This window comes from Capnocytophaga stomatis (genome assembly GCF_002302635.1).
Classification (GTDB): Bacteria; Bacteroidota; Bacteroidia; order Flavobacteriales; family Flavobacteriaceae; genus Capnocytophaga; species Capnocytophaga stomatis.
In genome coordinates this window covers 789,352-815,079 of record NZ_CP022387.1, presented here as the reverse complement: position 1 = coordinate 815,079, position 25,728 = coordinate 789,352, and the positions used below count along the sequence as shown (strand labels likewise).

Here is a 25,728-nt window from a genome sequence, read left to right as displayed (position 1 = left end):
TTTTTAATTTTGGCTTTTATTTTTGTTTTTCAGTATCTTATATTCAGATTATTTTGGACAACCAATTTTTTAAAAATCAGCTTATTGAGTGGTATCAAAGCCAACGAAGAGATTTACCTTGGCGTAAAACGAAAGAACCTTACAAAATTTGGTTATCTGAAATTATTTTGCAGCAAACTCGTGTAATTCAAGGACTTCCGTATTATGAACGATTTGTTGAAAATTTCCCCTCTGTTTTTGAATTGGCAAATGCTGAGCAAGAGCAGGTTATGAAATTGTGGCAAGGATTGGGATATTATTCCCGAGCTAAAAACCTACATCACACAGCCAAAAAAATTGCATTTGAATTTGATGGAGTTTTTCCAAAATCGTACAAAGAACTAATTAAACTGAAAGGCATTGGGGATTACACAGCAAGTGCGATTGCTTCTATCTGTTATTCAGAACCTTGTGCGGTTGTAGATGGAAATGTGTATCGTGTTTTGGCTCGTGTATTTAATATTGAAATTCCTATTAATACTTCTGAAGGAATTTCTTATTTTAAAGAATTGGCAAACAGTTTGTTATACGAAAAAGATGCAGGAACTTACAATCAGGCATTAATGGATTTTGGAGCAACTCAATGTAAACCTCAATCTCCTGATTGTCAATCTTGTATGTTTTCCGATAAATGTTTGGCAAAATCTCTGCAAAAAGTAAATGAATTACCAAGAAAAAATGGAAAAATAAAAATCAAAAAAAGACTTTTTAACTATTTGGTTTTTATTGATAACAAAGGGTTTACCTCATTGAATAAAAGGTATCAGAAAGATATTTGGCAAGGACTTTATGAATTTCCTCTTCTTGAATCGGAAAATGAGCTTTCACAAACAGAAATAACCGATAGAGTGAAAAAGGAATTTGGCTTATTTTCAGATATTTATCTGTTTAATGAAAAATCTATTGTGCATAAATTATCGCATCAACATATATACACGCGATTTTGGATAGTTGAAATTGAGGATATTTTGAGTAATCCTGTTGATATTAAGGAGGTTACCTCTTATCCTGTTTCCGTATTGACAGCAAATTTCATTAAAGAATTTTGGTTTTAGAAAAATAAATTCTATTTTTGGAGAAAATTAAAACCTTGTTTATTATGAATGGAACGTTAAATAAAGTAATGCTTATCGGTCGTTTGGGAGACAATATCAAATTGACGTATTTTGAAGGCGGGAACTGCATTGGGCGTTTCCCTCTGGCTACCAACGAGGAATATGTGAATAAGGCTACCAATGAAAAGGTTGTTGAAACGGATTGGCATACGATTGTTGTGCGAAATAAATTGGCTGAAGTTATCGAAAAATACACAACTAAAGGTGATTTGATTTATGTTGAGGGCAGATTAAAAACTCGCCAATGGCAAGCGGAAGACGGTTCAATGCGTTATGCAACAGAAGTTTACGTTACCGATATGAACTTATTGCCAAACCGAAGAGAAGGACAAAATCCTCAAACTCCTCCTGCTGAAGGCAATTTTAGTAAAGAGGACAATGGTATGCCTTTTTAATAACATTTTTGATTTTTGCTTGAGAAATGATTAATCAAGCTGAATATTGTTTAACTAATTTATACGAATTTGGACTTAGAGCCTCCCCTTAATTTATTTTCAACTTTTTTGGCGACCTTTAATCGGATTGTTTTGCTATTTGAGATACCTGATTTTTCGATTATTGTGCAATTTGCTGTTTTTCTGATTCTTCTGTATTGTTCTGCTCTCATTTCAGGTTCGGAAGTGGCACTTTTTTCACTTTCCCCAACCGAAGTAAATACAGCCAAAGAAGGAAGTTCTCCTTCAGGAAAAATCATTGTAAAGCTACTTTCCAATCCTAAAAAATTGTTAGCTACTATTTTGATAGCCAATAATTTGGTGAATATTTCAATTGTTCTTCTTTTCGTGGATTTGGGCAATTTTATTTTTGGAAAAGTTGAAAGTGAGCTGGTTAGAGCTATTTTGGATGTAGGTCTTGTTACGTTTATGATTTTGCTTTGCGGAGAAATTTTACCCAAAATATACGCCAATCGTAATAATATTTCGTTTGCAAGTAAGGTAGCTTATCCTATTTATGTGTTGGATGTGATTTTGACTCCGTTAAGTATACCTATGAAAAATTTTACAAGCTGGATTCAGAATCGATTTGGCAAGAAAACAACAAATTTTTCTGTTGGTCAATTATCTCAAGCTCTGGAACTTACATCTTCAGAAGATACAACGCACGAAGAGAAGAAAATATTGGAAAGCATCGTTTCGTTCGGGAATACTGAAACTCGGGAAGTTATGGTGCCTCGTATTGATATTTTTGCCCTAAATGAGGAACTTTCTTATCAGGAAGTTCTTGCAGAAATTGTGAAAATTGGCTATTCTCGCATTCCCGTGTACGGAGAAAGCCTGGATAACATCACCGGAATTATTTATATTAAAGATTTGCTTCCTCATTTAGAAAAAGCTGATTTTGATTGGAATAGCGTAAAAAGAAAGGCATTTTTCGTTCCGGAAAATAAAAAGTTGGATGACTTGTTAGGCGAGTTTCAAGAAAAGAAAATACATTTGGCTGTAGTTGTTGACGAATACGGCGGAACTTGCGGAATTATAACTTTGGAAGATATTATCGAAGAAATTGTAGGAAATATCAACGATGAGTTTGATGATGAGGATGTTACGTATTCAAAAATAGATAATAATACTTTTGTTTTTGAAGGAAAAACCACTCTGAAAGATTTTTACAGAATACTTCAACTAACCGATGAAGATGAAGCTGTTTTTGAGGAAAAACGAGGAGAAGCAGAAACTTTGGCGGGATTTTTGTTGGAAGTTTCAGGGAATTTTCCGCAGAAAAACGTACCTATTCACTTTGCCAATTACGTTTTCACGGTGGAAGCTTTTGATAAAAAACGAATTAAACAAATTCGGGTTCGTAGAACGGATAAATAATTTTGTCTTTTTCTGAAAAATGAAGAATATTGTATTTATATTGCTGATATTTAGTCTTTTATTTTTTGCTTCTTGCGGTGGAGAAACTTTTCCAAAACCGAAGGCTGCTCTTCGTTTGGAATATCCGCAAGCCGAATACAAGAAATATTCCAACAATTCCGATTGTTCGTTTACATTTGATGTAAATTCACTTTCGCACGTAAAACAAAAAGGAAAATCTTGTGATTTAGATATTGAATATCCTAAGATGAAAGCTACTATCTATCTGTCGTACAAGAAAGTAGATAACAATATTCGCAATTTGTTGCGTGATGCACAAAAATTTACGTATGACCACACCATTAAGGCGGACAATATTGCTTCAACCGTTTTTGTAAATGATACTACTCGAGTTTATGGAATGTTCTATCAAGTTTACGGAAATGCAGCTTCTCAGGCTCAGTTTTATGCAACGGATAGTGTTTCAAACTTCATTTCGGGTTCGGTTTATTTTAAAGTGACGCCAAATTACGATTCCATTCAGCCAGCCAGCAATTATTTGGAGAAAGATGTTCGTCGAATTATGGAAAGTTTAAAATGGGATTAATCTTATTTTTTCTTTCTGAAAAAGAAATCTTTTCATATTTTTGAAAATTGTAAAAAGAAATATATCAAAAAAATAATATTTATGAAAAAATTATCTATTTTTTTAGCATTAATTGCGAGTATTTCAATTAATGCACAGCAATCTTTGAAATCTCCTGACGGGAATTTAGCTTTGAATTTTTCTGTTCAGGGAGGAAAACCACAGTATTCGCTTAGTTATAAAGGAAAACAAGTTATCAAACCGAGTTTTTTGGGATTGGAGCTGAAAGGCGAAAATAAAATGGAATTCGGCACAGAAATTCACAGAAATGATAAAAATGCCGAAAATTCTTTATATGATAACTTCAAATTGATTTCGAGCAATACTTCCACTTTTGATGAGACTTGGGAGCCTGTTTGGGGCGAAGAAAAACAAATTCGTAATCATTACAATGAGTTAGAAGTGTCTTTACTTCAGGAGGTTACGGACAGGAAGTTAGTTGTTCGTTTTCGTTTGTTTAATGATGGATTGGGTTTCCGTTATGAGTTTCCCGAACAAAAGAATCTGATTTATTTTGTTATCAAAGAGGAAAAAACGCAATTCGCGATGCCTGAAGATTTAACCGCTTTTTGGTTGGCTGGCGATTACGATACGCAGGAATACGATTATACTACATCTAAATTGTCGGAAATCAGAGGATTGCATAAAACTGCAGTGACTTCAAATGCTTCACAAAAGGTGTTTTCCGAAACGGGTGTGCAAACTCCTTTAATGCTGAAATCAAATAAAGAGAAATTGTATATTAACATCCACGAGGCTGCGTTGATTGATTATTCGGCAATGAATTTGGATTTGGATGATTCTAATTTCGTGTTTCAAACTTGGCTTACGCCTGATGCTCAGGGAAATAAAGGATATATTCAAGCTCCTTCCAAATCGCCTTGGAGAACTGTTGTGGTAAGTGACGATGCTCGTAAAATATTGGCTTCCAAGCTTATTTTAAATTTGAACGAACCTTGTGCAATTGAGGATACTTCTTGGATTAAGCCTGTTAAATATATGGGAGTTTGGTGGGAGATGATTACCGGAAAAAGTTCTTGGGCGTATGCCGATGTGCCAAGTGTTCAACTTGGAGTTACTGATTTTTCAAAATTGACACCTAACGGAAAACACGCAGCAAACAACGAAAATGTAAAAAGATATATTGATTTCGCTTCAAAACACGGATTTGACCAATTACTTGTAGAAGGCTGGAATGTTGGTTGGGAAGATTGGTTCGGAAAATCAAAGGATTATGTGTTTGATTTTGTCACTCCTTATCCTGATTTTGATGTAAAAATGCTCAATGAATACGCTCGCAGCAAAAATATGAGACTGCAAATGCATCACGAAACTTCAAGTTCTATCCGAAATTATGAGCGTCATCTGGATAAAGCATATCAATTTATGGTGGATAACGGTTATAATGCAGTGAAAAGCGGTTACGTGGGCGATATTATTCCGCGTGGAGAGCATCATTACGGGCAGTGGATGGTAAATCACTATCTATATGCCATTAAAAAAGCTGCAGAATATAAAATTATGGTTAATGCTCACGAATCGGTTCATATGACAGGTTTGCACAGAACGTATCCTAATTTGCTGGCACAAGAATCGGCTCGCGGAACAGAGTTTCAGGCTTTTGGAGGAAGCAAACCTAATCACACCACTATTTTGCCTTTTACCCGATTGATGGGAGGACCTATGGACTACACTCCGGGAATTTTTGAAATGCAAATTAGTAAGCTGAATCCTGAGAATCATTCGCACGTAAATACTACTTTGTGTAATCAGTTGGCTTTATACCTTACAATGTACAGCCCTTTGCAAATGGCTGCGGATTTGCCAGAGAATTATGAACGTTTCTTAGATGCCTTCCAATTCATTAAAGATGTTGCGGTAGATTGGGACAGAAGCATTTATTTAGAAGCTGAACCGGGGCAATACATAACTGTTGCTCGAAAAGCAAAAGGCACTAATAACTGGTTTGTTGGAAATGTGGCTGGTTACGAGCGTTTTCATTCAAAAATAAAATTAGATTTCTTAGATGCCAAAAAACAGTATATTGCTACTATTTATAGCGATGCTCACGATGCTGATTATAAGACTAATCCGCAGGCGTACACTATCCGAAAAGGAATTGTAACCTCAAAAACGAAATTGAATCTTACTTCCGTTCCTGCCGGTGGATATGCAATTAGCATCATTGAAGTAACTAATAAAAATCAATTAAAAGGATTGAAAAAAATGTAATTCCTTTTATAATTGTGAATTATAAAATTTGAAAGGATTTTAGAATTTAAAATTGCTTGATTATTAGTATTTTAATTCCTAAAATCCTTTTTGTTTGGTGGCTTAAAAATTACATTTAAAATAACTTTTTTGCAATAAAAATTTGTATATTTCAAATATTTTTTTTGTAAAAATTAATTGAAAAAATAAAATTTATGGGTATTATTGCAACACTTATTATTGGAGCCATCGCAGGATGGTTAGGAGGAACTATCTATAAAGGTAGTGGATTAGGACTTATCGGGAATATCATTGTTGGTATTCTGGGTAGTGGAGTAGGCTCTTGGCTTTTAGGAAGTGTGTTCAATATCTCACTTGGAGAAGGTTGGGTTGGTTCTATCTTGACGGGAGCCATCGGAGCTATTGTTATCTTATTTTTGATAAATTTGATATTTAAAAAGAAGAAAAACTTGTTTAAACTTTTCGAATAAATGTTAGTATAATCCCTAGATACAACATAGCCATCCAAGTTGTGTTTAGGGTTTCATATCTTATAATCAATCCTTTAAAACCATCAAGCCACGCAAAACTTCTCTCTATTTTAAACCGATTTTTATATAATTCTTCGTCAAAATAAATATTTTCATTTTGTCCATTTCTGGGATTTTGTTTGATATTAGGTATTATTTCTTTTTCCTGTAAAAAACTTTTTAAGTCTCGGCTATCAAAACCTGCATCTGCATTGACAAACAAGCCTTTATGCTCTATTTTCGCTTCCTCCAAAAGATTCAAAATCTCTTTTAAAACAAAGTCTATATCATTCAAATCGTGATGATTACCGGATTTTGGACTACCCATTGCTAAAATTTGCCCCAAATTATCACACAGAAAGATAGAATTCGTGGTCTTTGACTTTTTTCTTAACTGATAACCAACAGATTGCCCTCCCATTCGACATCGAGTATGACTACCATCAAGTTGGACGCTTGATAAATCTAATTTTCTCCGATTCTCAAGCAACAAATTAAGCCAAATTCGCTTAAAACTACCATCTTTACTCCATTTATTGAAATAATAATAGACTGTTTGATAGCTTATTTTTTGGTCTTTAAAATACACTTCTACCGGAAGTTCCCTCCACTGGCAACCTGTTTTTAATCGTTTGACTATCAGAAGAAAAATTAATGATAAATCAAATTTTGTTTTAAATCCTCTTTTTCCAATACTCAAATGGGAAATAATCCATTTTTTTATTATATCTTTGCTCAAAGTTCCTTGATTTTCATTTTGTTATGCAAAACAAAAATGCTAAAAATTCTTGGAACTTTTAATTTTCCTCTTAAAAAGTTTAGACAGGTTTTTTATTAAAAAGTAAAAATAATAGTGAGTTACGTAAATTTCCAGAGATAATTTGCCTAAATAAATGAAATAATTTTTGATTTTAAAGCTGAATTTATTCAATTTGTCAAAAATGAAATAAAAAGCGAAAATTCCTGCGATAGCCACAGCATATGTATGAAGTGCGTAAAGTATATTTTTTGTGGTTTCAGTAAGTGAAGTTTCTTCCAAAAAAGTATTTTTTCCTGATGCTTTTATTAATGAAACAAGCAAAGGAAAAGCAAAAACGCTAATCAATCCTATATTGTTTGCGTATTTTAACCAAATTTGTTGATGCTTGTTTATTAAGTATCCTAAGGTGAAAAACAGCAAATACCAAGTCAGTTCAGGCAAACCGTAAAAAGGTTTGGAAGTAAAGAGAACTCCGCTAACGAAAAACAGAAGTAAAATCATTCCGATTAAAACCAATTCTTCATTCTGTTTGCTTATTTTCAATGCTATAAATAATAAAAGACAAAGAAAAAATAATATCCACAGAAACCATCTTCCCGTTGCAGGGTCGAACAAAAGTAATTGAAAATCATCAATAAAAGACGATAAACGATACGGATATTTGTATATCAATTCACGAACTAAAAACCACGCAAAAAACGGAATGACAAGCACTTGAAATCGTTTGCCGAGTTTCACTTCTCTTCTTGAATTGAAAGAAACAAATCCTGACAAAAACATAAATAGTGGCATATGAAACGAGTAGATGGCTATGAATAATCGGTTTGAGGTATCGTAGCCAGAAAGCCATTGTACTGCGTGCCCCATAACTACCAAAAATATAGCCACCCCTTTGAGTAGGTCAATAAGTTCGTTACGTTTCATTTAACTTATTGATTGTTATTTATTTTTACTGTGTTCTTCTGGTTTTAATTTCCCAAAAAATACCTCCCAAAAGCAATAAAACAAGCAAGATATTTCCCATTAGGGCAATCGTGCTTCCTGTTGTAACTACTTCAGGTTCAAACTCAAAAACAATTGTGTGTTTTCCCGCAGGAATAGGCATTCCTCGCAACAGATAATTTACGCGATAGTATTCTTCCTCTTTTCCGTCAATAGTTGCTTTCCAGCCGTAAGGATAGTGCATTTCCGAGAAAACAGCAAATCCTGCATTTTGGTTGTTACTTTCATAAACCAATTTATTTGGCTGATAGCTCTTTAGCGAAATTGTGGCTGTGCTATCTGCTGCAAATTCAGCTTTTGTTTTGAAAGAAGATTTAGCGATATCGTCAGCCAAAATGATAGCCTCTTTTTTAGGATTTAATTTAGTGAGGTTTGCCATCATTTCGTCATTTGTTTTGACATTTTTTAGCTCGGAAACGAACCAAGCATTTCCTAAAGCATCTTCATTCTGCATCGGACGCGTTTGCCCTTTTTCGTCTCGGAGAAGTACGTACTTTACATTGAGCATATTAAGCACTTCCATATTTCCTTTAGAAATCTGATAGTCAAACAATTCTTGCAATCTTTTCGGTTTGGCTGCGTGATATCCTCCGATAGAATGATGAAAATACGAAGTTCTGGCTCCGTTAATTCCTACTTCGGGTTCATACACACGGAAATAGGATTCATCTTCAAGTATTTGGCTATCTGCCTGTGTAACTTGAAAAGGTTGAAGCATTTGGCGAGCTTGAACAAAATCCGAACTGTTTACGTATCTGTTTGCGACACCTCCCAAATCTAAAATGACGAGAAGTAACAAAGCGAGCTGCATTCCCCATTTCGGGATTTTGGAATTTTGATATAAAAACAACGCCAAAGTAGTCAGCAATATAAAGAAAATTGTTCTGAGAAGGTCTGATGTGTAGATAGATTGGCGGTCTTCCATAATCATTGCAACAACTTCTTTTCCGTAGTATTGTTCATATAAAGCATCACTAACTCCTTTAAAATCAAAGAATCCTTTAGTTAGGAATAGTAACAATAAGATTCCCAGAGAAATACATAACGAATAGAATAGAGGTTTTTTGTTTTCCTCTGAGTTATTTTTCGTGAATTGGTACAATCCTAACATAGCCAAGATTGGGACGCACAATTCCAAAATTACTTGAATTGATGAAACGGCACGGAATTTATCATACAGCGGGAAATAATCTATCATAAGGTCAGTTAGGAAACCGAAATTTTTTCCCCACGAAAGCAATAACGCCATAATAGTTCCGCCCAAAAGCCACCATTTTTTGTAGCCTTTGACCAAAAATAAAGACAATACAAAAAGGAAAAAAATAACCGCTCCGATGTAAGCAGGGGCAGCAACTATGGGCTGATTTCCCCAATAGGTAGGCAATCCGTCTGCAAATTCCAACGCCTGAGAAGAAGGAACACCCTGTTTTACTAAAAATTGATATGTATTCGAGTTTTCTCCTAAAGCTTCGTTATTGGAGCCACCAAATAACCTTGGGACAATTAAGTTCAGTGATTCCGCGATTCCGTAGCTGTATTCTGTGATGTATTCTTTTGATAATCCGTTGTTTGTCTTTGGAGTTCCTTCTGGGGTTATTGTCAGTTCAGATTTTCCTCGTGTACTCCATTTGGTGTATTCCTGTGTAGCCAACAGAGAAGTAGCGTTGGAAAGCAAGCTCAGCAGGGCAGCCACCAAAAGCACGGCTTTTGCTTTTAGGAATTGAGGTATAGTTTTGGTTTTCAGTGATTTGTATAGCATAAATCCTCCTAAAATGAGAACCAATAGCATTAGGTAATATGTCATCTGGAAGTGGTTGGCATTGATTTCCAAAGCCAAAGCCAAAGCAGTAAGCAATCCTCCCCAGAAATATTTTTTGTTGAAAACCAATAGGATACCAGCCAAAATTGGAGCAAAGTAACCTATTGCGTGTGCTTTAGCATTATGTCCCACTCCCAGAATGATAATCAAGTAGGTAGAAAAGCCAAACGCCACCGCTCCTAAAAACGCAGTTCTGGTATCAATTTTTAATGTCAATAATAAGATGTAAAAACCTATAAAATAAAGAAATAGATAATCAGCAGGACGAGGCAAAAAACGAATAGCTTTATCTACTTTTTTTATGAAGTCGTACGGATAATTGGCTCCAAGCTGATATGTGGGCATTCCGCCAAAAGCACTGTTTGTCCAATATGATTCTTTTTTTTCGGATGCTCGAAAATCATTACGTTCTTTTGCCATTCCCGTGTATTGTACAATGTCGCTCTGAAAAATGGCTTTTCCTTGTAAAACAGGATAAAAGAAGGCTAATGAAATGACAATAAATAGCCCGATAGCTACGAAATGAGGTATTAATTTCTTCATTTTTAAAAACTTTACCCTGCGAAAGTAATTAAAAAAAAGGAATCCTAAAAATTATTTTTCAGGATTCCGAAAAAGTTCTTTTTCTTTTATTCGTTGTATTTTCCTTTTTTGCTTCCCTCGTACATTTTGTAGTTGAGCAATCGGCTTTCTAATTTTCCGTTGAATAACTTGATTTTTCGTGAAGGGCGTAGTCCTACATATTTTAACGATTCCAAGTTGGAGGTAATAAACCAAGTGTCAGTATTTGGGTAGTTGTTTTTCAATGTGTTACCGATAGATTCATAGAATTTCGGAATATCAATTTGTAAACGTTCGTTATAGGGCGGATTGAAAACCATATGCAAAGGAGCGTTTTTGTTTTCTTTTTCACTTTCGAAGAAATTTTTCTGATGTATTTCAACGTATTCCGAAAGATTGGCGTTCTTCAAATTTTCTTTAGCCTTAGCAACTGCCGACGGAGCTTTGTCGTATCCTACAATAGAATGATGAAATTCACGAGTTTTTTTCAAACAGCTATCGAAAATAAGTTCGAATAAATCTACATCATAATCGTTCCATTTTTCAAAAGCGAATTCTCTTCGGTGGATATTTGCAGGAATGTTGCACGCAATCATCGCAGCTTCAATGAGAAACGTTCCACTTCCGCACATTGGGTCAAGAAAGTCAGACTGCCCGTCCCAACCGCTCAGTAGCAGTATGCCTGCAGCCAACACCTCATTAATAGGAGCGATGTTAGTAGCAGAGCGATATCCCCTGTGGTGTAGCGAAGCTCCTGAACTATCCAATGAAACGATGACTTCATTTTTCTGTATATGAATATGTAGTTGTAAATCAGGATGTAATGTGTCTACATTAGGGCGTTTTCCTATTTTATTTCGGAATCTGTCCACAATGGCATCTTTGGCACGCAGCCCCACGTATTGTGAATGATTGAAAATCTCGGTTTGCAGAGTTACGGAAATAGCAAAGGTCTGTTTTACGTCGAAATATTTTTCCCAATGGAAATCATACAGTTTTTGATAATAATCCTTCTCGTTGCGAATAAAGAATTTATGAATCGGTTTTAAGATTTTCAGTGCTGTTCGCAAGCAAAGATTGGATTTGTACATAAATCCTTTATCTCCTTCAAACGACACGCTTCGTACGCCTTTCTGCACATTTGCAGCTCCTAATTTCTGTAATTCAGTGGCTAAGATATCTTCAAAACCAAAAAAGGTTTTAGCCAACATCGGATAATTCTTTTCCATAAAAAATAAATATGAGTGCAAAGATACGCTAAAAAATTGATTGAAGTAAGTGATGAGATTTTTCTTTGTCCCGTGATAATACTTGCGTGAAATTTTAAGAATTGTTTTTTATTAACACCATAACAGGTTTGTTTTATTATTGCAAAATTGATTTATAGTCATTGTGTTTTTTGTAAGAATACTTTTTGTTGTTTTTTGTTGTTGTGGTAGAAATAATTTTTTTGATATTAAAAAATATTAGAAAAATTTGTTTGTTTAAAAAATATTTCTACCTTTGCCCTGTATTTATAATATATGTAAATGTATTTATGATTATTAAAAAGAATATATTTTTAAATTATATGTTTAATATAGAAAATATTTCTTTTTGGTGTAAAAATAGCTAAACGTAACAGAAAATAATTTTAAAAAACAGTATTATGAGTAAATTTAAACCAGCTACACAGGCATTACACGCAGGATATGACGCTAAACAACACGGAGGAAACAGAGCCATCCCGATTTATCAAACCGTTTCGTATGTTTTTGAAAACAGCGACCAGGCCGCAGCACGATTCAATCTTTCGGAAAGCGGATACATCTACACCCGATTGAACAACCCCACCAACGATATTTTGGAGCAACGTTTGGCTGCTTTGGAAGGAGGCGTTGGGGCGGTGGTTACGGCTTCCGGAACTGCGGCACTTTCCACTACATTCCTAACTCTGTTGCGTACTGGCGACCATATCGTTTCGTCCAACAGTTTGTACGGAGGGACTTATAATCTGTTAAACGTTACGCTACCTCGATTGGGCATTACAACCACTTTTGTTGAGCCGACAGACGCTAATAACTTCGATAAAGCAATTCAGGAGAATACAAAATGTATCTTTATAGAAACATTGGGTAACCCGAAATTGGACGTCCTTGACATTGAAGCAATTGCTGAGGTAGCTAAAAAGCACAATATCCCTCTTATTGCCGATAATACGGTAGCATCTCCGGCTTTGCTTAACCCGATTAAATACGGAGCCAACATCGTAATTCATTCTTTAACGAAATACATTGGAGGCAACGGAACCTCTTTGGGCGGGGCTATTATTGACGGAGGAAATTTTGATTGGAGTAGCGGAAAGTTCCCTGAATTTACAGAGCCTTCTGTAGGATACCACGGATTGGTACTGCACGAGGCATTGGGTAACTTGGCGTTCATTGCCAAAGTTCGCATAGAGGGGCTTCGTGATTTGGGGGCGGCACTTAGTCCGTTTAACGCTTTTCAGATACTTCAAAGTCTGGAAACTCTGGAAATCAGGGTGAAAAGGCATAGTGAGAATGCACTGGCTTTGGCAAAATGGCTTTCTCAGCAGCCTGAGGTGGCTTGGGTAAACTATCCTGCACTGAACGAGGCTAATAAAAAGCTCGTGGAAAAATATCTTCCAAAAGGGCAAAGCGGATTACTTACCTTCGGCTTGAAGTCGGGGTATGAAGGAGCTAAAAAAGCGGTGGATAATGTAAAAATCATTTCACTTTTGGCAAACTTAGGGGATACCAAGTCACTTATCATTCACCCTGCAAGTACTACACATCAGCAACTTAGTGAGGAATCGCAGAGACTTACGGGCGTAACCCCTGATTTAATCCGTTTGTCGGTGGGCTTAGAAGATATTGAGGACTTGAAGGCGGATTTGAAAGCTGCTTTTCAAAGCAATTAACCATCAGTAGTTGATTTTAAGCATTGACTTTTAGAATTTTAATCTTTCAATTTTTCTAATCTTGACCTCTAAACCTTACATAGAGATACCAAATTTTGAAACGCTTTCAGGAGCAAATTACCCGAAGCTACATCTACAATATCAGGTTTTCGGACCTCAGTTAGGTACAGCCCCTCTGGTGGTAGTCAATCACGCACTCACGGGAAACTCGCAGGTAACGGGTGAAAACGGCTGGTGGAATGAGGCTGTTGGAGTAGGAAAACCTGTTGATACGCAGCGATATACCGTATTGGTTTTTGACATTCCAGGTAATGGGTACTGCAACACGTTCCGTATAGAGAATCCCAAAGAGTGGGTGGCTCGTGATGTGGCTCGTCTTTTTTTGCTGGGACTGAATCATTTGGGGGTTGAAAAAGGTTTTGCACTTGTTGGCAACTCGGTAGGGGGAGGCATTGCGTGGGAAATGATAGCCCTCGCTCCTAATTTGTTCCAACATTTTATAGCTGTGGCAACTGATTGGAAGTCATCGGATTGGATTATAGCTAATAGTCTCATTCAGGAACAGATTTTGGAAAACTCTGCCAATCCGTTGCACGATGCCCGTATGCACGCGATGCTTTGTTATCGCTCGCCTCAGTCGTTTAAAATGAAGTTTGAGCGTAGTTTCAATCCTGAAAAATTACCACTTCGTAACGTGGAAACTTGGCTTTTGCATCACGGAGAAAAATTGGAGCAACGATTCACACTTTCAGCCTATAAACTTATGAATCAATTAGTAAAAACGATTGATATTTCCGCGGGAAGAATAAGTTTTGAAAATGCGATGCAGCAGGTTCAGACGGAAATTCACATCATCGGAACGAACTCGGATTTGTACTTTGTTCCTGAAGAAAATCGGCAAACCTATGCTATTTTGCAGAAAATGGGCAAGAAAGCCACCTATCACGAAATAGATTCCGTACACGGACACGACGCTTTTCTGATTGAATATCAACAGTTAGACAAAATTTTGAGAAAGATAATTTAACAATCAATACAATGAAAATATTAAAATTTGGTGAATTAATCTTTTTTAAAAACAATTAAATTGGTGATTAAATTCACTGAAAAATATATGAAATTGGTGAATATGAAAATTTTTCCTATTTTTGTACCAAAATACAATATATGATTTATAGGGATTTTACAGCGGTTTTGGAGCAGAAGATAAATAAAGGTAAAGTTTTACTTCTTATTGGTCCTCGGCAGGTTGGAAAAACAACACTTATTCGTACCTTACTTACCAATAAAAATTACTTGTTTTTAAATGGTGATGACAGCGAAATTGTTGAAATTCTGTCAAATGCAAATACGGAGACTCTCAGAAACATCATTGCTAATTATGAATACGTTTTTATTGACGAAGCTCAACGGATTCCTAATATTGGTTTGAAAATCAAGATTATATCCGACTTGTTTAAAAATGTACAAGTTCTGGTTAGTGGTTCTTCTGCCTTGGATATCAATGCAATGACGCAAGAGCCGCTTACGGGTAGGAAATTTGAATATAATCTTCTGCCTATTTCCTGGAACGAATTTGAAAAACACGTGGGGTATATTACTGCTCAACAACAATTGGAATTACGATTGGTTTATGGAATGTATCCTGATGTGCTGAATCATTTCGGTAATGAGGTAGAAGTACTTAAAAACCTTACTTCGAGTTATTTGTATAAAGATATTTTAGCAATGTCAATGGTCAGAAAACCCGAAGCTTTGGAAAAAATATTGAGAGCACTAGCCTATCAGGTGGGGGCTGAAGTGAGCTATAATGAAATAGCTCAACTTGTAGGAGTTGATAAAAATACGGTTGGCAACTATATCGATTTGTTAGAAAAAACTTATGTGATTTTTACTTTGCATTCATATAGTAAAAACCTTAGGAATGAGATAAAAAACAATCGAAAAATTTATTTTTACGATAATGGAATTAGAAATATGATAATTGGGGACTTTACCTCGTTCATACTTCGGCAAGACAAAGGAGCTTTGTGGGAAAACTTTATGATTTCGGAACGCAAAAAAAACTTGAACTTGAATCAAAGTCTTGCAAAACCTTATTTTTGGAGGACAACCGCACAGCAAGAAATTGATTACATTGAGGTTTCTGCTGATGGTATTGATGCATTTGAATTTAAGTGGCAAACCAATAGGAAAGTGAAAATTCCAAAGTCGTTTGAAAATGCCTATGATGTTAATTTTAAAGCGATAGACAAAAGTAATTTTAGAACGTTTGTCAATAAAATGCAATAAAATGCAACATAGAGAACAATATATTCAAGAAATTCGGCAAATTATATCAGAACAAGATAAAAGAAAACTTGAGAATGTTTTTTATAAAATCATTGCACAATACAGTCGTGATGAAGAGGTTTTATTATTACTCTGTCAAATATTTGAGTCGGATTGGCATACATTTCACGAGGATATGGCGTTAGGGTTTCAAAGTATTAGAAATCCTATTACTGCACAATCATTATTTAATATAGCATTCTCGAATTTTGAATATTTAAAAGAAGATGAAAATTATCCGCTACAACGAAAATGCACGTGGGCTCTTGCTGATATTGGTACAGATGAGGCTAAGAAATTTTTGGAAGAAATAAGATTAAAAGCTCTTCCAGCTATAGCCCAATTTGCTGACAAGCGTTTACGAAACTGGGAAGAAGAACTTCGTAGAAAAGGACAAAAATTAAGAAGTGAGAGAAATTATCATTTAGCAATCAGTCTTGAAAAATACACAGATAGTTTAAAAAATTTGCCTAATGAAGGACAAAATATTGTAGGGAATGTTCTTGAAATAAAAGATGCAGAATACAATTCCTTTTTAAGGAAGGTGGAGTATATTACAACAGAATACATAGTTGTATATCAGGCTTATAATCCAAAAATAGCTAAGTACGCCGTGGAAAATCAGACTTTAGGTGGTGAAGAATTTAGTTATTCTAGAATGAGTTGGATAAAAACTAATTTTTTGTGGATGATGTTCCGTTCAGGGTGGGCAGAAAAGCAAAATCAGGAGAAAATTCTAGCTATTTGGATAGAGAAAAAAGATTTTCAATCGATTTTACAAGATGCAGTTTTTTCGTCTTATCAACCTCATTTGTATGAATCGGAAGACGCTTGGAGGAAGGAGTTGGAGCAAAAGGAAGTGCGGTTACAATGGGATCCCGACCGCAACTATTTAGGTGAAAAATTAAAAAGAAGAGCCATTCAATTAGGACTAAAAGGTAAAAGCCTTGAAAAATTTGGCACAGAACAAATTGTAGGAATTATGGATATTACCGATTTTGTAAAAGAACAAAAGTCACTTATTGATAGTAATCAAGTAGATAAATTATTAATTCCAAAAGAACGTATAATTTATTTTGATGATGGAAAAAATAACAAAAGAATAGATTTAGGGCAAAGAAATAACCATAGTTTAGATACAGAAAATGTTGGGTGGTTTTCTAAAATTATAAGAAAATTTTTTTAGGTACAACATCTATCGTGGTTAAAATATACAAAAAGAGTAAGATAAGTAGAATTATTCTTGTTGTTGTAAGTAATGTTTTTGGGGTAAGGAAAATAAAATTTTTATGGTTTAGCTTCTTCCAAAATTTGAAAGATTATGCAATAATCAATTTCGACTCTGGAGGGATTTTTGAAAACTCCACAAATAGAAAATCTAGAACGTAAATAAATATAAAATAGTTGTCTGTAAAGGTATGAAAATATTAAAATTTGGAGGAAAATCATTAGCCAACGGCAAAGGGTTGGAAACGGTACTTGAAATTGTTGAGCAAAAAATAAAAAAGGGCGAAGCCATTACTTTGGTAGTTTCGGCACGCGGAAATGCTACCGACGATTTGCTGGAAATATTAGAAAAAGCCACTTCGGGTGAGCCGTATCTTCCTATTTTTGAATCGTTTAAAACGTATCAGAAAGCCTATTCGTTGGATTTTCCGCAGGAGTTTGCAATACTTGAAAAACTCTTTGGAGGTGTTTCACTTTTAGGCGATTACAGCGATAAAATCAAAGACCAGATTGTGGCTCAAGGCGAAATCATTTCGGCAAAATTAGTGTCTTATCTGCTTGAAAAAAAGGGAATTTCGTCGGTTTTTGTGGATAGCAGAACGCTTTTGGTAAGCGATAATCACTTCGGAAATGCACAGGTGAAAGAGGCAATTTCCGAGCAGAAAACAAAGGCTTTTTTCGAGCAACTTCCCAAAGGGACGGTGGCTGTGGTAACGGGATTCATCGCGGCAACCGAAAAAGGCGAAACCACTACTTTAGGACGAAATGGAAGCAATTATTCGGCTGCCTTGTTTGCTAATTTTTTGCAAGCCGAAGAATTACAGAACTTTACGCACGTAAACGGAATATACACTGCAAATCCGGATTGGGTTTCGGAGGCTCAAATCATTCGCAATTTATCTTATCAGGAAGCCAATGAGTTGGCAAATTTCGGGGCGACAATTCTGCACGCCAAAACGATTATTCCGCTGATTTCCAAAAATATTCCGCTTCGTATTCTCAATACGTTTAACGCCGATGATGCCGGAACGTTGATTCATTCGCAAACTACCGAAAAAGGAATACGCTCGTTGTCGGTTTTGGAAGGAAATGCTTTGATAATTCTTGAAGGAAGAGGATTGCTTGGGCAAGTTGGGGTTGATGCACGGATTTTCAGGGCTTTGGCACAACGCAATATTAGCGTGAGTATCATTTCGCAGGGTTCGTCGGAGCGTGGTATCGGCTTTTTGGTAGCAAATCAGGATGCCGAAAAGGCGAAAAAGGCTTTGGAGGAAGAATTTGAATCGGATTTTTACACGAAAGACGTTAGTGAGGTTTCTGTTGTGAAAAATGTGGGCGTGATTTCCATCGTGGGGCAGGATATGGCTACTTTTCATAAGCCTTATAACGCCTTGATTCGCAATCAGATAATTCCGCTTTTGATTAACAATGCCGTTACGGGGAATAATGTGAGTGTGGTGGTGTATAATCATCAGCTACAGAAGGCTTTAAATGTTATTCACGGTGAAATTTTCTCCATTTCAAAACGAGTGAATTTAGTGATTTTCGGAAGAGGAACCGTTGGAGGAACGCTCGTTAAGCAAATCTTTGAAGCTCAGGAAGCTATATTGTTACGAAAAAATATCAGTTTGCGGATTGTTGCGGTGGCGAATTCGGCGAAATGCCTTTTCAATCCGAAGGGAATAACTACAAATGAATATCAAAATTTTGAAACGCTCAGTCAGTCGTATCAGTTGGAAGATGTAATCAATTTCGCTAAAAAACATCATCTGGAAAACTTAATAGCGGTGGATGCAACGGCAAGTAAAACTTTTGTTGAAAATTATATTCCACTGATTGAGAATGGATTTGATTTAGTTTCGGCGAATAAAATAGCCAATACTGTTTCGTATGATTTTTATCAGAAATTAAGGCAAGTGCTTAAAGAGAATCAAAAACAATATTTGTACGAAACCAATGTTGGAGCAGGGCTTCCGCTGATTGACACCATCAAATTGTTACACCTTTCGGGGGAAAACATCACGCGTATTAAAGGGATATTTTCCGGAACGCTTAGCTATTTGTTTAATACGTTTTCGGATAGTGACAAACCTTTCAGTGAAGTACTTCGTACGGCTATCGACAGCGGTTACACGGAACCTGACCCGCGTGAAGACCTTTGCGGAAACGATGTTGGACGAAAGTTGCTTATTTTGGCACGTGAATTGGATTTGGAAAATGAATTTGACCAAATCGCTATTCAAAATTTAATTCCAGAGCATTTGCGAGAAGGAAGTGTGGAGGAATTTCTTTCCCGATTGAATGAATTTGATTCTGAATATCAGAGAATTAAAGAAGGTCAAGAGCCTAATCACGTTTTAAGGTATGTGGGCGACCTTCACGGAGATTTAAGCCGAACGGAAACTTCTCGTCTTGAAGTGAAATTGGTGTCCGTTCCCAAAGACAGTGCATTGGGGCAGGTAAAAGGTGCGGATTCCATTTTTGAAATCTATACCGAATCGTATGGAAATCATCCTATTGTGATTCAGGGAGCAGGAGCGGGAGCCGCCGTGACGGCACGTGGTATCTTCGGGGATATATTGAGATTAACCGAGAGAGACAGAAATTAAATAACAAACTTGTGGTGAAAATAGAATAAATTGCCTATGATGTTTGTCATAGGCAATTTTGCGTAAAATATAATTTTAAAAATATGAATTATCCTTTTATTATCTTTTCTTGTCGGTTGATGGACTCTTGGTGTATGGCTTTGAAAAGGTGTGTCACGAATTCTTCACTGAGCCCGCGTTGTTGCCCCTCCAGAATCATTTTGCCTAAAAGTGCATACCAACGCGAATTTTGAAGCACGGCAACGTTTTTATCTTTTTTGAGTTTTCCGATATTGTCCGAAGTTTCCATCCGTTTTCTCAGTAAATCAAGAAGTTGGTCGTCAAGAACGTCGATTTTTGAGCGTAACTCTCCCAGCTGACTTTGATAATCTTCTTCGGAAGTGGTTTGTTTACGCATACGCAAGTTTTTCATTATTTCTATCAGCTTGTCGGGCGTAACTTGCTGAGCTGCATCACTCCACGCTTGGTCTGGCGAAATATGTGTTTCAATCATCAAGCCATCAAAATTCAAATCCAAAGCGGTTTGAGAAACATCAAAAATCATATCGCGTTTGCCCGTAATGTGAGATGGGTCGCAGATGAGTGCCAATTCCGGAAATTTATTTTGAAGCTCGATAACTAACTGCCATTCAGGGATATTTCTGTATTTTGTCTTTTCATAAGTAGAAAATCCACGATGGATAACGCCCAAATTTTTGATTCCCGCTCGTTGCAAACGCTCCAAAGCACCAATCCACAAAGCCAAATCGGGGTTTACGGGGTTTTTTACCAAAACGATTTTATCCGTATTTTCCAACTCGTCAGCAATTTCCTGAATGATAAACGGACTTACAGTGGAGCGAGCACCAATCCAAAGCATATCAATATCGTGTTCCAAAGCTAATTTTACGTGGTCTTTGTTAGCTACTTCGGTGGCAACTTTCATTCCTGTTTCTTCCTTTACACGTTGTAACCACTTCAGTCCCAATGCTCCCACGCCTTCAAACATTCCGGGACGCGTGCGTGGTTTCCAAATCCCAGCCCGAAAGTAATTCACGTCAGTATCTTTCAGTTGATGAGCGATTTTCAACACTTGTTCTTCGGTTTCGGCACTGCAAGGACCTGCAATCACCAGAGGATGAGTTAATTGCAAGTCGGTTAACCATTTCTTATTTTCTGCTGTTATTTCCATAGTTTTCAAAATTTATCGTTGTTTTGAATATTTATTTTTATTTGAAATTCAGTTATTTATGTTTGACTTCTTACTTTAATATCTTTTTGATATAATTGATTTCTTTGATAGTTTTTCGGATTTTTCCATCTTCCTGATCTTGAATCATCTTTCGGAATTCTTCCAAATTTTTGATGTATTCATCAAGTGATTTTAGGACGTTCTCTTTGTTTTCCAGAAAGATAGGACACCACATTGCAGCGTCACTTTTTGCCAATCGCACCGTGGAGGCAAACCCCGTACTTGCCAAATCGAAAATGCTTTGTTCGTCTTTTTCTATTTCCAAAACCGTTTTTCCGAGCATAAACGAACTCACGTGTGAAAGATGCGACACATAAGCCGTGTGGCGGTCGTGGGCTTCGGGCGACATTATTTTGATTCTCATATTTAGCTTTTGAGCGAAATCCATTGCCTTATCTACCAGATGTTTATGACTTTTTTCAATTTCACAAAAAACCATTACTTTGTTGTCAAAAAGGTTATAAATCGCAGCTTCCGGACCTGAAAATTCCGTTCCCGCCATTGGGTGACTTGCTATAAAGTGACTTCTATTAGGGTGATTTTCAACAGATTTACAGATGCTTCCCTTTACCGAACCCATATCCATAACTGCGGTCTGTTCGCCTACATAGTCAAGAGTTTTTTGCAACACTTTCGGGATGATGTCCACAGGAACGGCAACGATAGCTATATCGGCGTTTGTAATGTCGTTGTAATCTACTATTTGGTCTATAATGCTCAATTCCAAGGCTTTTTGTGCATTTTCGGGATTAGCATCAATGCCCCAAATTTGGTATCCGCAACGTTTGCGAAGTTCCAAAGCCATCGACCCTCCGATGAGTCCCAAGCCTATAATAACTGCTGTTTTCATATTCTTTAAATGGGTTATTTTTCTGTTTTAAAATGAATTATTTCAGTGTGTTTTTGTAAATTCCTAAAACTTTAAAGTCTTCAGCCATAATGGATAACAATTTGTGTGCTTTTTCAAAATCTTCATAATTTTCAAAGACGATATCCACAAAAAAAGCGTACTTCCAAGGTGTTTCAATTACGGGAAGTGACTGAATTTTAGTCATATTGATTCGGCAATCGCTAATCACGTTTAAAACCGTGGCGAGGCTTCCTCTTTTGTGATGAACTTGAAATTTTAAAGAGGCTTTATTGGCTTGATTTCGGTCGATTTCCTCATTTTTGGCTGTTAATACCACAAAACGAGTGGCGTTAACTTTCATCGTTTGAATGCTGTGGCGGATGATATTTAATTGATACAATTCCGCTGCCGATTTTGAGCCAATTGCCCCAATTCCAAAAAGTTGCAGCCGATGAATACGTTCGGCGGTACTTGCCGTATCGGTGTCTTCTACCAATTTTATTTGCGGATAATCCTCAAAGAATTGCTTGCATTGAAGCAGTGCCATAGGGTGGGAATGTACCTCTTTCAGTTGATTGATGTCCTGCCCCGGAAGTGCCATCAGATGTTGCTGAATATCAATATAATGCTCCCCGATGATTTTTAGGTTTAATCGGTCGATGAGTGCGTAATTCGGCAAGATGGAACCAGCAATGCTATTTTCGATTGCCATTATCGCCAAGTCGGCATCGTTTTTTAGCAGGCTTTGAGCTACCTTATCAAAGGAATTGCACTCAACAATTGCGATTTCCGAACCAAAATACTCTTGGGCAGCCTGATAATGAAACGACCCTTTAATCCCCTGAATTGCTACTCTCTGTTGCATATTCTTTTCTTACTTGATGCTATAAAACACAAAAAAAGCCCCGCTGTTACTCGAGACTTTTTTCGTTGTTTAACCTTTAAATTTACTATTACCAATTATCGTATTCACACAAAGTCTCGATTCTTATTTAGAAAAATAAAAATAATAAAAATCGAAATATGTGTTGTGAGTTGTCATTATTTTTTGTGTATAACGTTCCGCAAAAATAAAAATTAAAACTTAAAACCCAAAATTTTTATTGAAAAAATCTTAATTAATACAAAAAAATCTCAGCAAATAGCTGAGACTTCTTCGTTATTAGTTTTAAAAAATAAATTCAAAAAATTATTTTTTTTCTTCCTTTTTCTTGCAACAAGATTTTTTACTTTCTTTTGAGCAAGATTTTGCGTCTTTGTTGCATTCTTTTTTGCCTTCTTTGTTTTTGCAACAAGATTTTTTACCTTCTTTTGAGCAAGATTTCTCGTCTTTTGAACAAGATTTTGCATCTTTGCTACATTCTTTTTTGCCTTCTTTGTTTTTACAACAAGATTTTTTCTCTTTTTCTTGTTTTATTCCGTCTTTTTCTTGTACGATTTGTACTTCTTGCTCCAAAGTTGTTGCTTGAACATTTGCATTAAAAGCAAACATCAAAAACGCAACTCCCATCATTTTTAAAGTGTTCTTCATCTTTTTAAAAAATTAAATTAATATTAAAATTACCAATCATCTTTCCTCCTTAGATTTTATTTTTTTCAAAAGGTTTAATTATGTAATAAGGAATAAGCCATTGTTGCTAAACCTACCTTTACATTTTCTACTTTAATTAATTGATTATAACAACTTTCGATAGTTGCTCCGGTGGTTATCAAATCATCAACAAGCAGAACATTTTTTCCTTTTATTTTATCTCCATTCCGGATTGCAAAAATATCTTTACTGTCAGCAAAACGTGACCATAAATCCTTTTGGGTTTGTGTGGTATTCGTTTTTACTTTTATCAGTACGTCATCAATGTATTCCGCTTGCAAAATTCGAGCCAAACATTTTCCAAAAAGAGCAACTTGGTTATATCCCCGTTTTTTTAACTTATTTTTATGTAAAGGAACGGGAATTACAATGTCTGTTTTTTGGAAATCTTGCACTGTTTTTATTTTTTCGCCCAACCAATTTCCCAACCAATTTCCGATTTCCTCCTTGCCTTTGTATTTCAATTGATGGATTAAATGTTGTACTACGCTATCTTTATGAAAATAAAAAAGTGAAGTGGCACAGAATAAATCGCATTGTCCGTAAAGCCGTTTTGTTATTCGATTTTCTTTTTGTAAATGCATCTGTGTTTCAGGAAGTTTCCCTCTGCAAGAGATACATAGAAAAGATTCCTTATCATTCAAGATACAACCGCACCCCATACAGTAATCAGGTAAAATCACGGAAAGTAAATCCCTAAAAATCATAAAATCAGATTTATTTTCAGGGCAAAAATATGTTTTTTTGAAATTATTTACTATGTTTGTGCGTTAAATTTTTGGTAAAAGTATTGATAGATATACTTTCACAAGATAAATTGATATTTTTAATTGTTAAAATAAGCTAAATAAGTGAATAAAAAGAATTTATATTAAAGATTTTTTGTGTTCATTTGTGATTTCAACTAAAAAACTATGGTAAATCAAGAAGATTTTTTCAAGAAAGTAATTTCTCACGCTAAGGAGTACGGTTATATTTTCCAGTCGAGCGAAATTTATGACGGGCTTAGTGCCGTTTACGATTACGGACAAAACGGAGTGGAACTCAAAAAAAACATTCGCGAATATTGGTGGAAAGCAATGGTTCAGATGAATGAAAACATTGTTGGGATTGATGCGGCTATTTTTATGCACCCCACCACGTGGAAAGCTTCGGGACACGTTGATGCCTTTAACGACCCACTTATTGATAATAAAGACTCCAAAAAACGCTATCGGGCTGATGTACTGGTAGAAGATTATGTAGCCAAAATTGAAGGAAAAATAGAGAAGGAAATTGCAAAAGCAGAAAAACGCTTTGGGGAAGCCTTTGATAAAGACCAATTTATAAGCACCAATGCACGTGTGATTGAGTATAAAAATCAAGCTGAGACCATCTTAAAACGCTTGGCGAAATCGCTTGAAAATGAAGACTTGGCAGACGTAAAAGCCTTGATTGAGGAATTGGAAATCGCTTGTCCTGAATCGGGTTCAAAAAATTGGACAGACGTGAAGCAATTCAACCTGATGTTTGGTACGAAACTCGGGGCAACCGCTGATACGGCGATGGATTTGTACCTTCGCCCCGAAACGGCACAAGGGATTTTTGTAAACTTCTCAAACGTGCAAAAAACAGGACGAATGAAAATTCCGTTTGGCATTGCACAAACAGGGAAAGCATTTCGTAATGAGATAGTTGCACGTCAGTTTATTTTCCGTATGCGTGAATTTGAACAAATGGAGATGCAGTTTTTCATTAAGCCAGGCACGCAAAAAGAGTGGTACGAATACTGGAAGGAGGCCCGCCTCAAATGGCATTTGTCATTGGGAATGGGCGATAGCAATTACCGTTTCCACGACCACGAAAAATTGGCACATTACGCCGATGCGGCTTGTGATATTGAGTTTAAGTTCCCGTTCGGATTCAAAGAGTTAGAAGGAATCCACTCACGTACCGATTTCGATTTGGGCAACCACGAAAAATATTCCGGAAAGAAATTACAATATTTTGACCCTGAGGAAAATAAAAACTACGTTCCGTATGTGTTGGAAACTTCCATCGGGCTGGACAGAATGTTTTTGGCGGTTTTCTCAAATTCACTACAAGAAGAAACTTTGGAAGGAGGCGATACGCGTACGGTGCTTCGTCTGCCTTTCGTGTTAGCACCGACCAAAGTGGCTGTGCTTCCGCTACTTAAAAAAGACGGACTACCGGAAATTGCCCGCGAAATCATAGACGAGTTGAAGTTTGATTTCAGTGTAGCTTACGACGAGAAAGATGCTGTTGGACGTCGTTATCGCAGACAAGATGCAGCCGGAACTCCTTTCTGCGTAACGGTGGATCATCAAACCAAAGAAGACCAAACGGTTACTTTGCGTCATCGCGACACAATGGAGCAAATCCGTATCCCAATTTCACAACTAAGAGACACCATTTCCAAAGAAGTAGATATGCGAAATTGGTTGAAAAAGGTAAAATAAAAAAATATAAAAAGAGGCTATTAAGCCTCTT

General features: G+C 36.2%; 21 protein-coding genes. 12 read left to right on the top strand and 9 right to left on the bottom strand.

The features are described 5' to 3' along the window. The first annotated feature begins 53 nt into the window (after positions 1–53). The 6 genes from mutY (at position 54) to CGC58_RS03560 (ending at position 6,298) form a co-directional block, all read left to right on the top strand. Entirely contained in the window at positions 54–1,094 is a 1,041-nt protein-coding gene (mutY, locus tag CGC58_RS03585; protein WP_095895153.1) for an A/G-specific adenine glycosylase, read from the top strand. Between the two features lie 44 nt (positions 1,095–1,138). After that, positions 1,139–1,549, top strand: coding sequence for a single-stranded DNA-binding protein (locus CGC58_RS03580; RefSeq protein WP_095895152.1), 411 nt, complete (start codon positions 1,139–1,141; stop codon positions 1,547–1,549). A gap of 126 nt (positions 1,550–1,675) precedes the next feature. Next, a complete protein-coding gene (locus tag CGC58_RS03575) occupies positions 1,676–2,971 on the top strand; it encodes a gliding motility-associated protein GldE (protein ID WP_198540768.1) in 1,296 nt (431 codons plus the stop codon). A gap of 19 nt (positions 2,972–2,990) precedes the next feature. Further along, positions 2,991–3,557 (top strand): gliding motility lipoprotein GldD, encoded by a 567-nt coding sequence (gene gldD / locus CGC58_RS03570; protein WP_095895150.1) that lies wholly within the window; start codon positions 2,991–2,993, stop codon positions 3,555–3,557. 81 nt (positions 3,558–3,638) lie between these two features. After that, complete coding sequence (locus tag CGC58_RS03565) at positions 3,639–5,828, top strand: glycoside hydrolase family 97 protein (protein ID WP_095895149.1); 2,190 nt, start codon at positions 3,639–3,641, stop codon at positions 5,826–5,828. A 194-nt stretch (positions 5,829–6,022) separates the two neighbouring features. Beyond that, positions 6,023–6,298, top strand: coding sequence for a GlsB/YeaQ/YmgE family stress response membrane protein (locus CGC58_RS03560; protein WP_095895148.1), 276 nt, complete (start codon positions 6,023–6,025; stop codon positions 6,296–6,298). Here CGC58_RS03560 and CGC58_RS03555 read toward each other — a convergent pair. The 4 genes from CGC58_RS03555 to CGC58_RS03540 form a co-directional block, all read right to left on the bottom strand. Further along, positions 6,282–7,076, bottom strand: a complete 795-nt coding sequence (locus tag CGC58_RS03555; protein WP_095894916.1) for an IS5 family transposase — start codon at positions 7,074–7,076, stop codon at positions 6,282–6,284. The genes CGC58_RS03560 and CGC58_RS03555 overlap by 17 nt on opposite strands. 39 nt (positions 7,077–7,115) lie before the next feature. Then, positions 7,116–8,021, bottom strand: a complete 906-nt coding sequence (locus CGC58_RS03550; protein WP_095895147.1) for an acyltransferase family protein — start codon at positions 8,019–8,021, stop codon at positions 7,116–7,118. 25 nt (positions 8,022–8,046) lie between these two features. Beyond that, a complete protein-coding gene (locus tag CGC58_RS03545) occupies positions 8,047–10,461 on the bottom strand; it encodes a YfhO family protein (RefSeq protein WP_095895146.1) in 2,415 nt (804 codons plus the stop codon). A gap of 86 nt (positions 10,462–10,547) precedes the next feature. After that, entirely contained in the window at positions 10,548–11,708 is a 1,161-nt protein-coding gene (locus tag CGC58_RS03540; protein WP_095895145.1) for a THUMP domain-containing class I SAM-dependent RNA methyltransferase, read from the bottom strand. A 419-nt stretch (positions 11,709–12,127) separates the two neighbouring features. On the opposite strand from CGC58_RS03540, the gene CGC58_RS03535 reads away from it, so the two are divergent. The 5 genes from CGC58_RS03535 to thrA all read left to right on the top strand — a co-directional run bounded on the left by CGC58_RS03535 (position 12,128) and on the right by thrA (position 19,566). Beyond that, entirely contained in the window at positions 12,128–13,399 is a 1,272-nt protein-coding gene (locus CGC58_RS03535) for an O-acetylhomoserine aminocarboxypropyltransferase/cysteine synthase family protein (RefSeq protein ID WP_095895144.1), read from the top strand. Between the two features lie 61 nt (positions 13,400–13,460). Further along, the gene (locus tag CGC58_RS03530; RefSeq protein ID WP_095895143.1) at positions 13,461–14,426 is read left to right on the top strand and encodes an alpha/beta fold hydrolase; all 966 of its coding nucleotides are present in this window, start codon (positions 13,461–13,463) and stop codon (positions 14,424–14,426) included. 140 nt (positions 14,427–14,566) lie between these two features. Further along, positions 14,567–15,691, top strand: a complete 1,125-nt coding sequence (locus CGC58_RS03525; protein ID WP_095895142.1) for an ATP-binding protein — start codon at positions 14,567–14,569, stop codon at positions 15,689–15,691. Position 15,692: 1 nt separating this feature from the next. Then, positions 15,693–16,916, top strand: a complete 1,224-nt coding sequence (locus CGC58_RS03520) for a DUF4291 domain-containing protein (RefSeq protein WP_198540748.1) — start codon at positions 15,693–15,695, stop codon at positions 16,914–16,916. A gap of 232 nt (positions 16,917–17,148) precedes the next feature. After that, complete coding sequence (thrA, locus tag CGC58_RS03515) at positions 17,149–19,566, top strand: bifunctional aspartate kinase/homoserine dehydrogenase I (RefSeq protein WP_095895141.1); 2,418 nt, start codon at positions 17,149–17,151, stop codon at positions 19,564–19,566. Between the two features lie 88 nt (positions 19,567–19,654). On the opposite strand, the gene CGC58_RS03510 is transcribed toward thrA, so the two are convergent. The 5 genes from CGC58_RS03510 to CGC58_RS03490 all read right to left on the bottom strand — a co-directional run bounded on the left by CGC58_RS03510 (position 19,655) and on the right by CGC58_RS03490 (position 23,945). Beyond that, positions 19,655–20,737, bottom strand: coding sequence for a bifunctional 3-deoxy-7-phosphoheptulonate synthase/chorismate mutase type II (locus tag CGC58_RS03510; protein WP_095895140.1), 1,083 nt, complete (start codon positions 20,735–20,737; stop codon positions 19,655–19,657). Positions 20,738–20,807: 70 nt separating this feature from the next. Beyond that, on the bottom strand, positions 20,808–21,647 hold the full coding sequence (locus tag CGC58_RS03505; protein WP_095895139.1) for a prephenate dehydrogenase: 840 nt from the start codon (positions 21,645–21,647) through the stop codon (positions 20,808–20,810). Between the two features lie 37 nt (positions 21,648–21,684). Then, positions 21,685–22,512, bottom strand: a complete 828-nt coding sequence (locus CGC58_RS03500; RefSeq protein ID WP_095895138.1) for a prephenate dehydratase — start codon at positions 22,510–22,512, stop codon at positions 21,685–21,687. 324 nt (positions 22,513–22,836) lie between these two features. Continuing rightward, a complete protein-coding gene (locus tag CGC58_RS03495) occupies positions 22,837–23,178 on the bottom strand; it encodes a hypothetical protein (RefSeq protein WP_095895137.1) in 342 nt (113 codons plus the stop codon). Positions 23,179–23,252: 74 nt separating this feature from the next. Then, complete coding sequence (locus tag CGC58_RS03490) at positions 23,253–23,945, bottom strand: ComF family protein (protein WP_095895136.1); 693 nt, start codon at positions 23,943–23,945, stop codon at positions 23,253–23,255. Positions 23,946–24,152: 207 nt separating this feature from the next. Here CGC58_RS03490 and CGC58_RS03485 point away from each other — a divergent pair, with 207 nt between their 5' ends. Beyond that, positions 24,153–25,697 (top strand): glycine--tRNA ligase, encoded by a 1,545-nt coding sequence (locus tag CGC58_RS03485; RefSeq protein ID WP_095895135.1) that lies wholly within the window; start codon positions 24,153–24,155, stop codon positions 25,695–25,697. Positions 25,698–25,728 lie beyond the last annotated feature (31 nt).

Excerpts from the sequence above, each read along its gene's own strand:
- CGC58_RS03580 (WP_095895152.1), top strand. The coding sequence starts at position 1,139 with ATGAATGGAACGTTAAATAAAGTAATGCTTATCGGTCGTTTGGGAGAC.
- gldD (WP_095895150.1), top strand. The coding sequence starts at position 2,991 with ATGAAGAATATTGTATTTATATTGCTGATATTTAGTCTTTTATTTTTT.
- CGC58_RS03565 (WP_095895149.1), top strand. The coding sequence starts at position 3,639 with ATGAAAAAATTATCTATTTTTTTAGCATTAATTGCGAGTATTTCAATT.
- CGC58_RS03560 (WP_095895148.1), top strand. The coding sequence starts at position 6,023 with ATGGGTATTATTGCAACACTTATTATTGGAGCCATCGCAGGATGGTTA.
- CGC58_RS03550 (WP_095895147.1), bottom strand. The coding sequence starts at position 8,021 with ATGAAACGTAACGAACTTATTGACCTACTCAAAGGGGTGGCTATATTT.
- CGC58_RS03545 (WP_095895146.1), bottom strand. The coding sequence starts at position 10,461 with ATGAAGAAATTAATACCTCATTTCGTAGCTATCGGGCTATTTATTGTC.
- CGC58_RS03540 (WP_095895145.1), bottom strand. The coding sequence starts at position 11,708 with ATGGAAAAGAATTATCCGATGTTGGCTAAAACCTTTTTTGGTTTTGAA.
- CGC58_RS03535 (WP_095895144.1), top strand. The coding sequence starts at position 12,128 with ATGAGTAAATTTAAACCAGCTACACAGGCATTACACGCAGGATATGAC.
- CGC58_RS03525 (WP_095895142.1), top strand. The coding sequence starts at position 14,567 with ATGATTTATAGGGATTTTACAGCGGTTTTGGAGCAGAAGATAAATAAA.
- CGC58_RS03520 (WP_198540748.1), top strand. The coding sequence starts at position 15,693 with ATGCAACATAGAGAACAATATATTCAAGAAATTCGGCAAATTATATCA.
- thrA (WP_095895141.1), top strand. The coding sequence starts at position 17,149 with ATGAAAATATTAAAATTTGGAGGAAAATCATTAGCCAACGGCAAAGGG.
- CGC58_RS03510 (WP_095895140.1), bottom strand. The coding sequence starts at position 20,737 with ATGGAAATAACAGCAGAAAATAAGAAATGGTTAACCGACTTGCAATTA.
- CGC58_RS03505 (WP_095895139.1), bottom strand. The coding sequence starts at position 21,647 with ATGAAAACAGCAGTTATTATAGGCTTGGGACTCATCGGAGGGTCGATG.
- CGC58_RS03500 (WP_095895138.1), bottom strand. The coding sequence starts at position 22,512 with ATGCAACAGAGAGTAGCAATTCAGGGGATTAAAGGGTCGTTTCATTAT.
- CGC58_RS03495 (WP_095895137.1), bottom strand. The coding sequence starts at position 23,178 with ATGAAGAACACTTTAAAAATGATGGGAGTTGCGTTTTTGATGTTTGCT.
- CGC58_RS03490 (WP_095895136.1), bottom strand. The coding sequence starts at position 23,945 with ATGATTTTTAGGGATTTACTTTCCGTGATTTTACCTGATTACTGTATG.
- CGC58_RS03485 (WP_095895135.1), top strand. The coding sequence starts at position 24,153 with ATGGTAAATCAAGAAGATTTTTTCAAGAAAGTAATTTCTCACGCTAAG.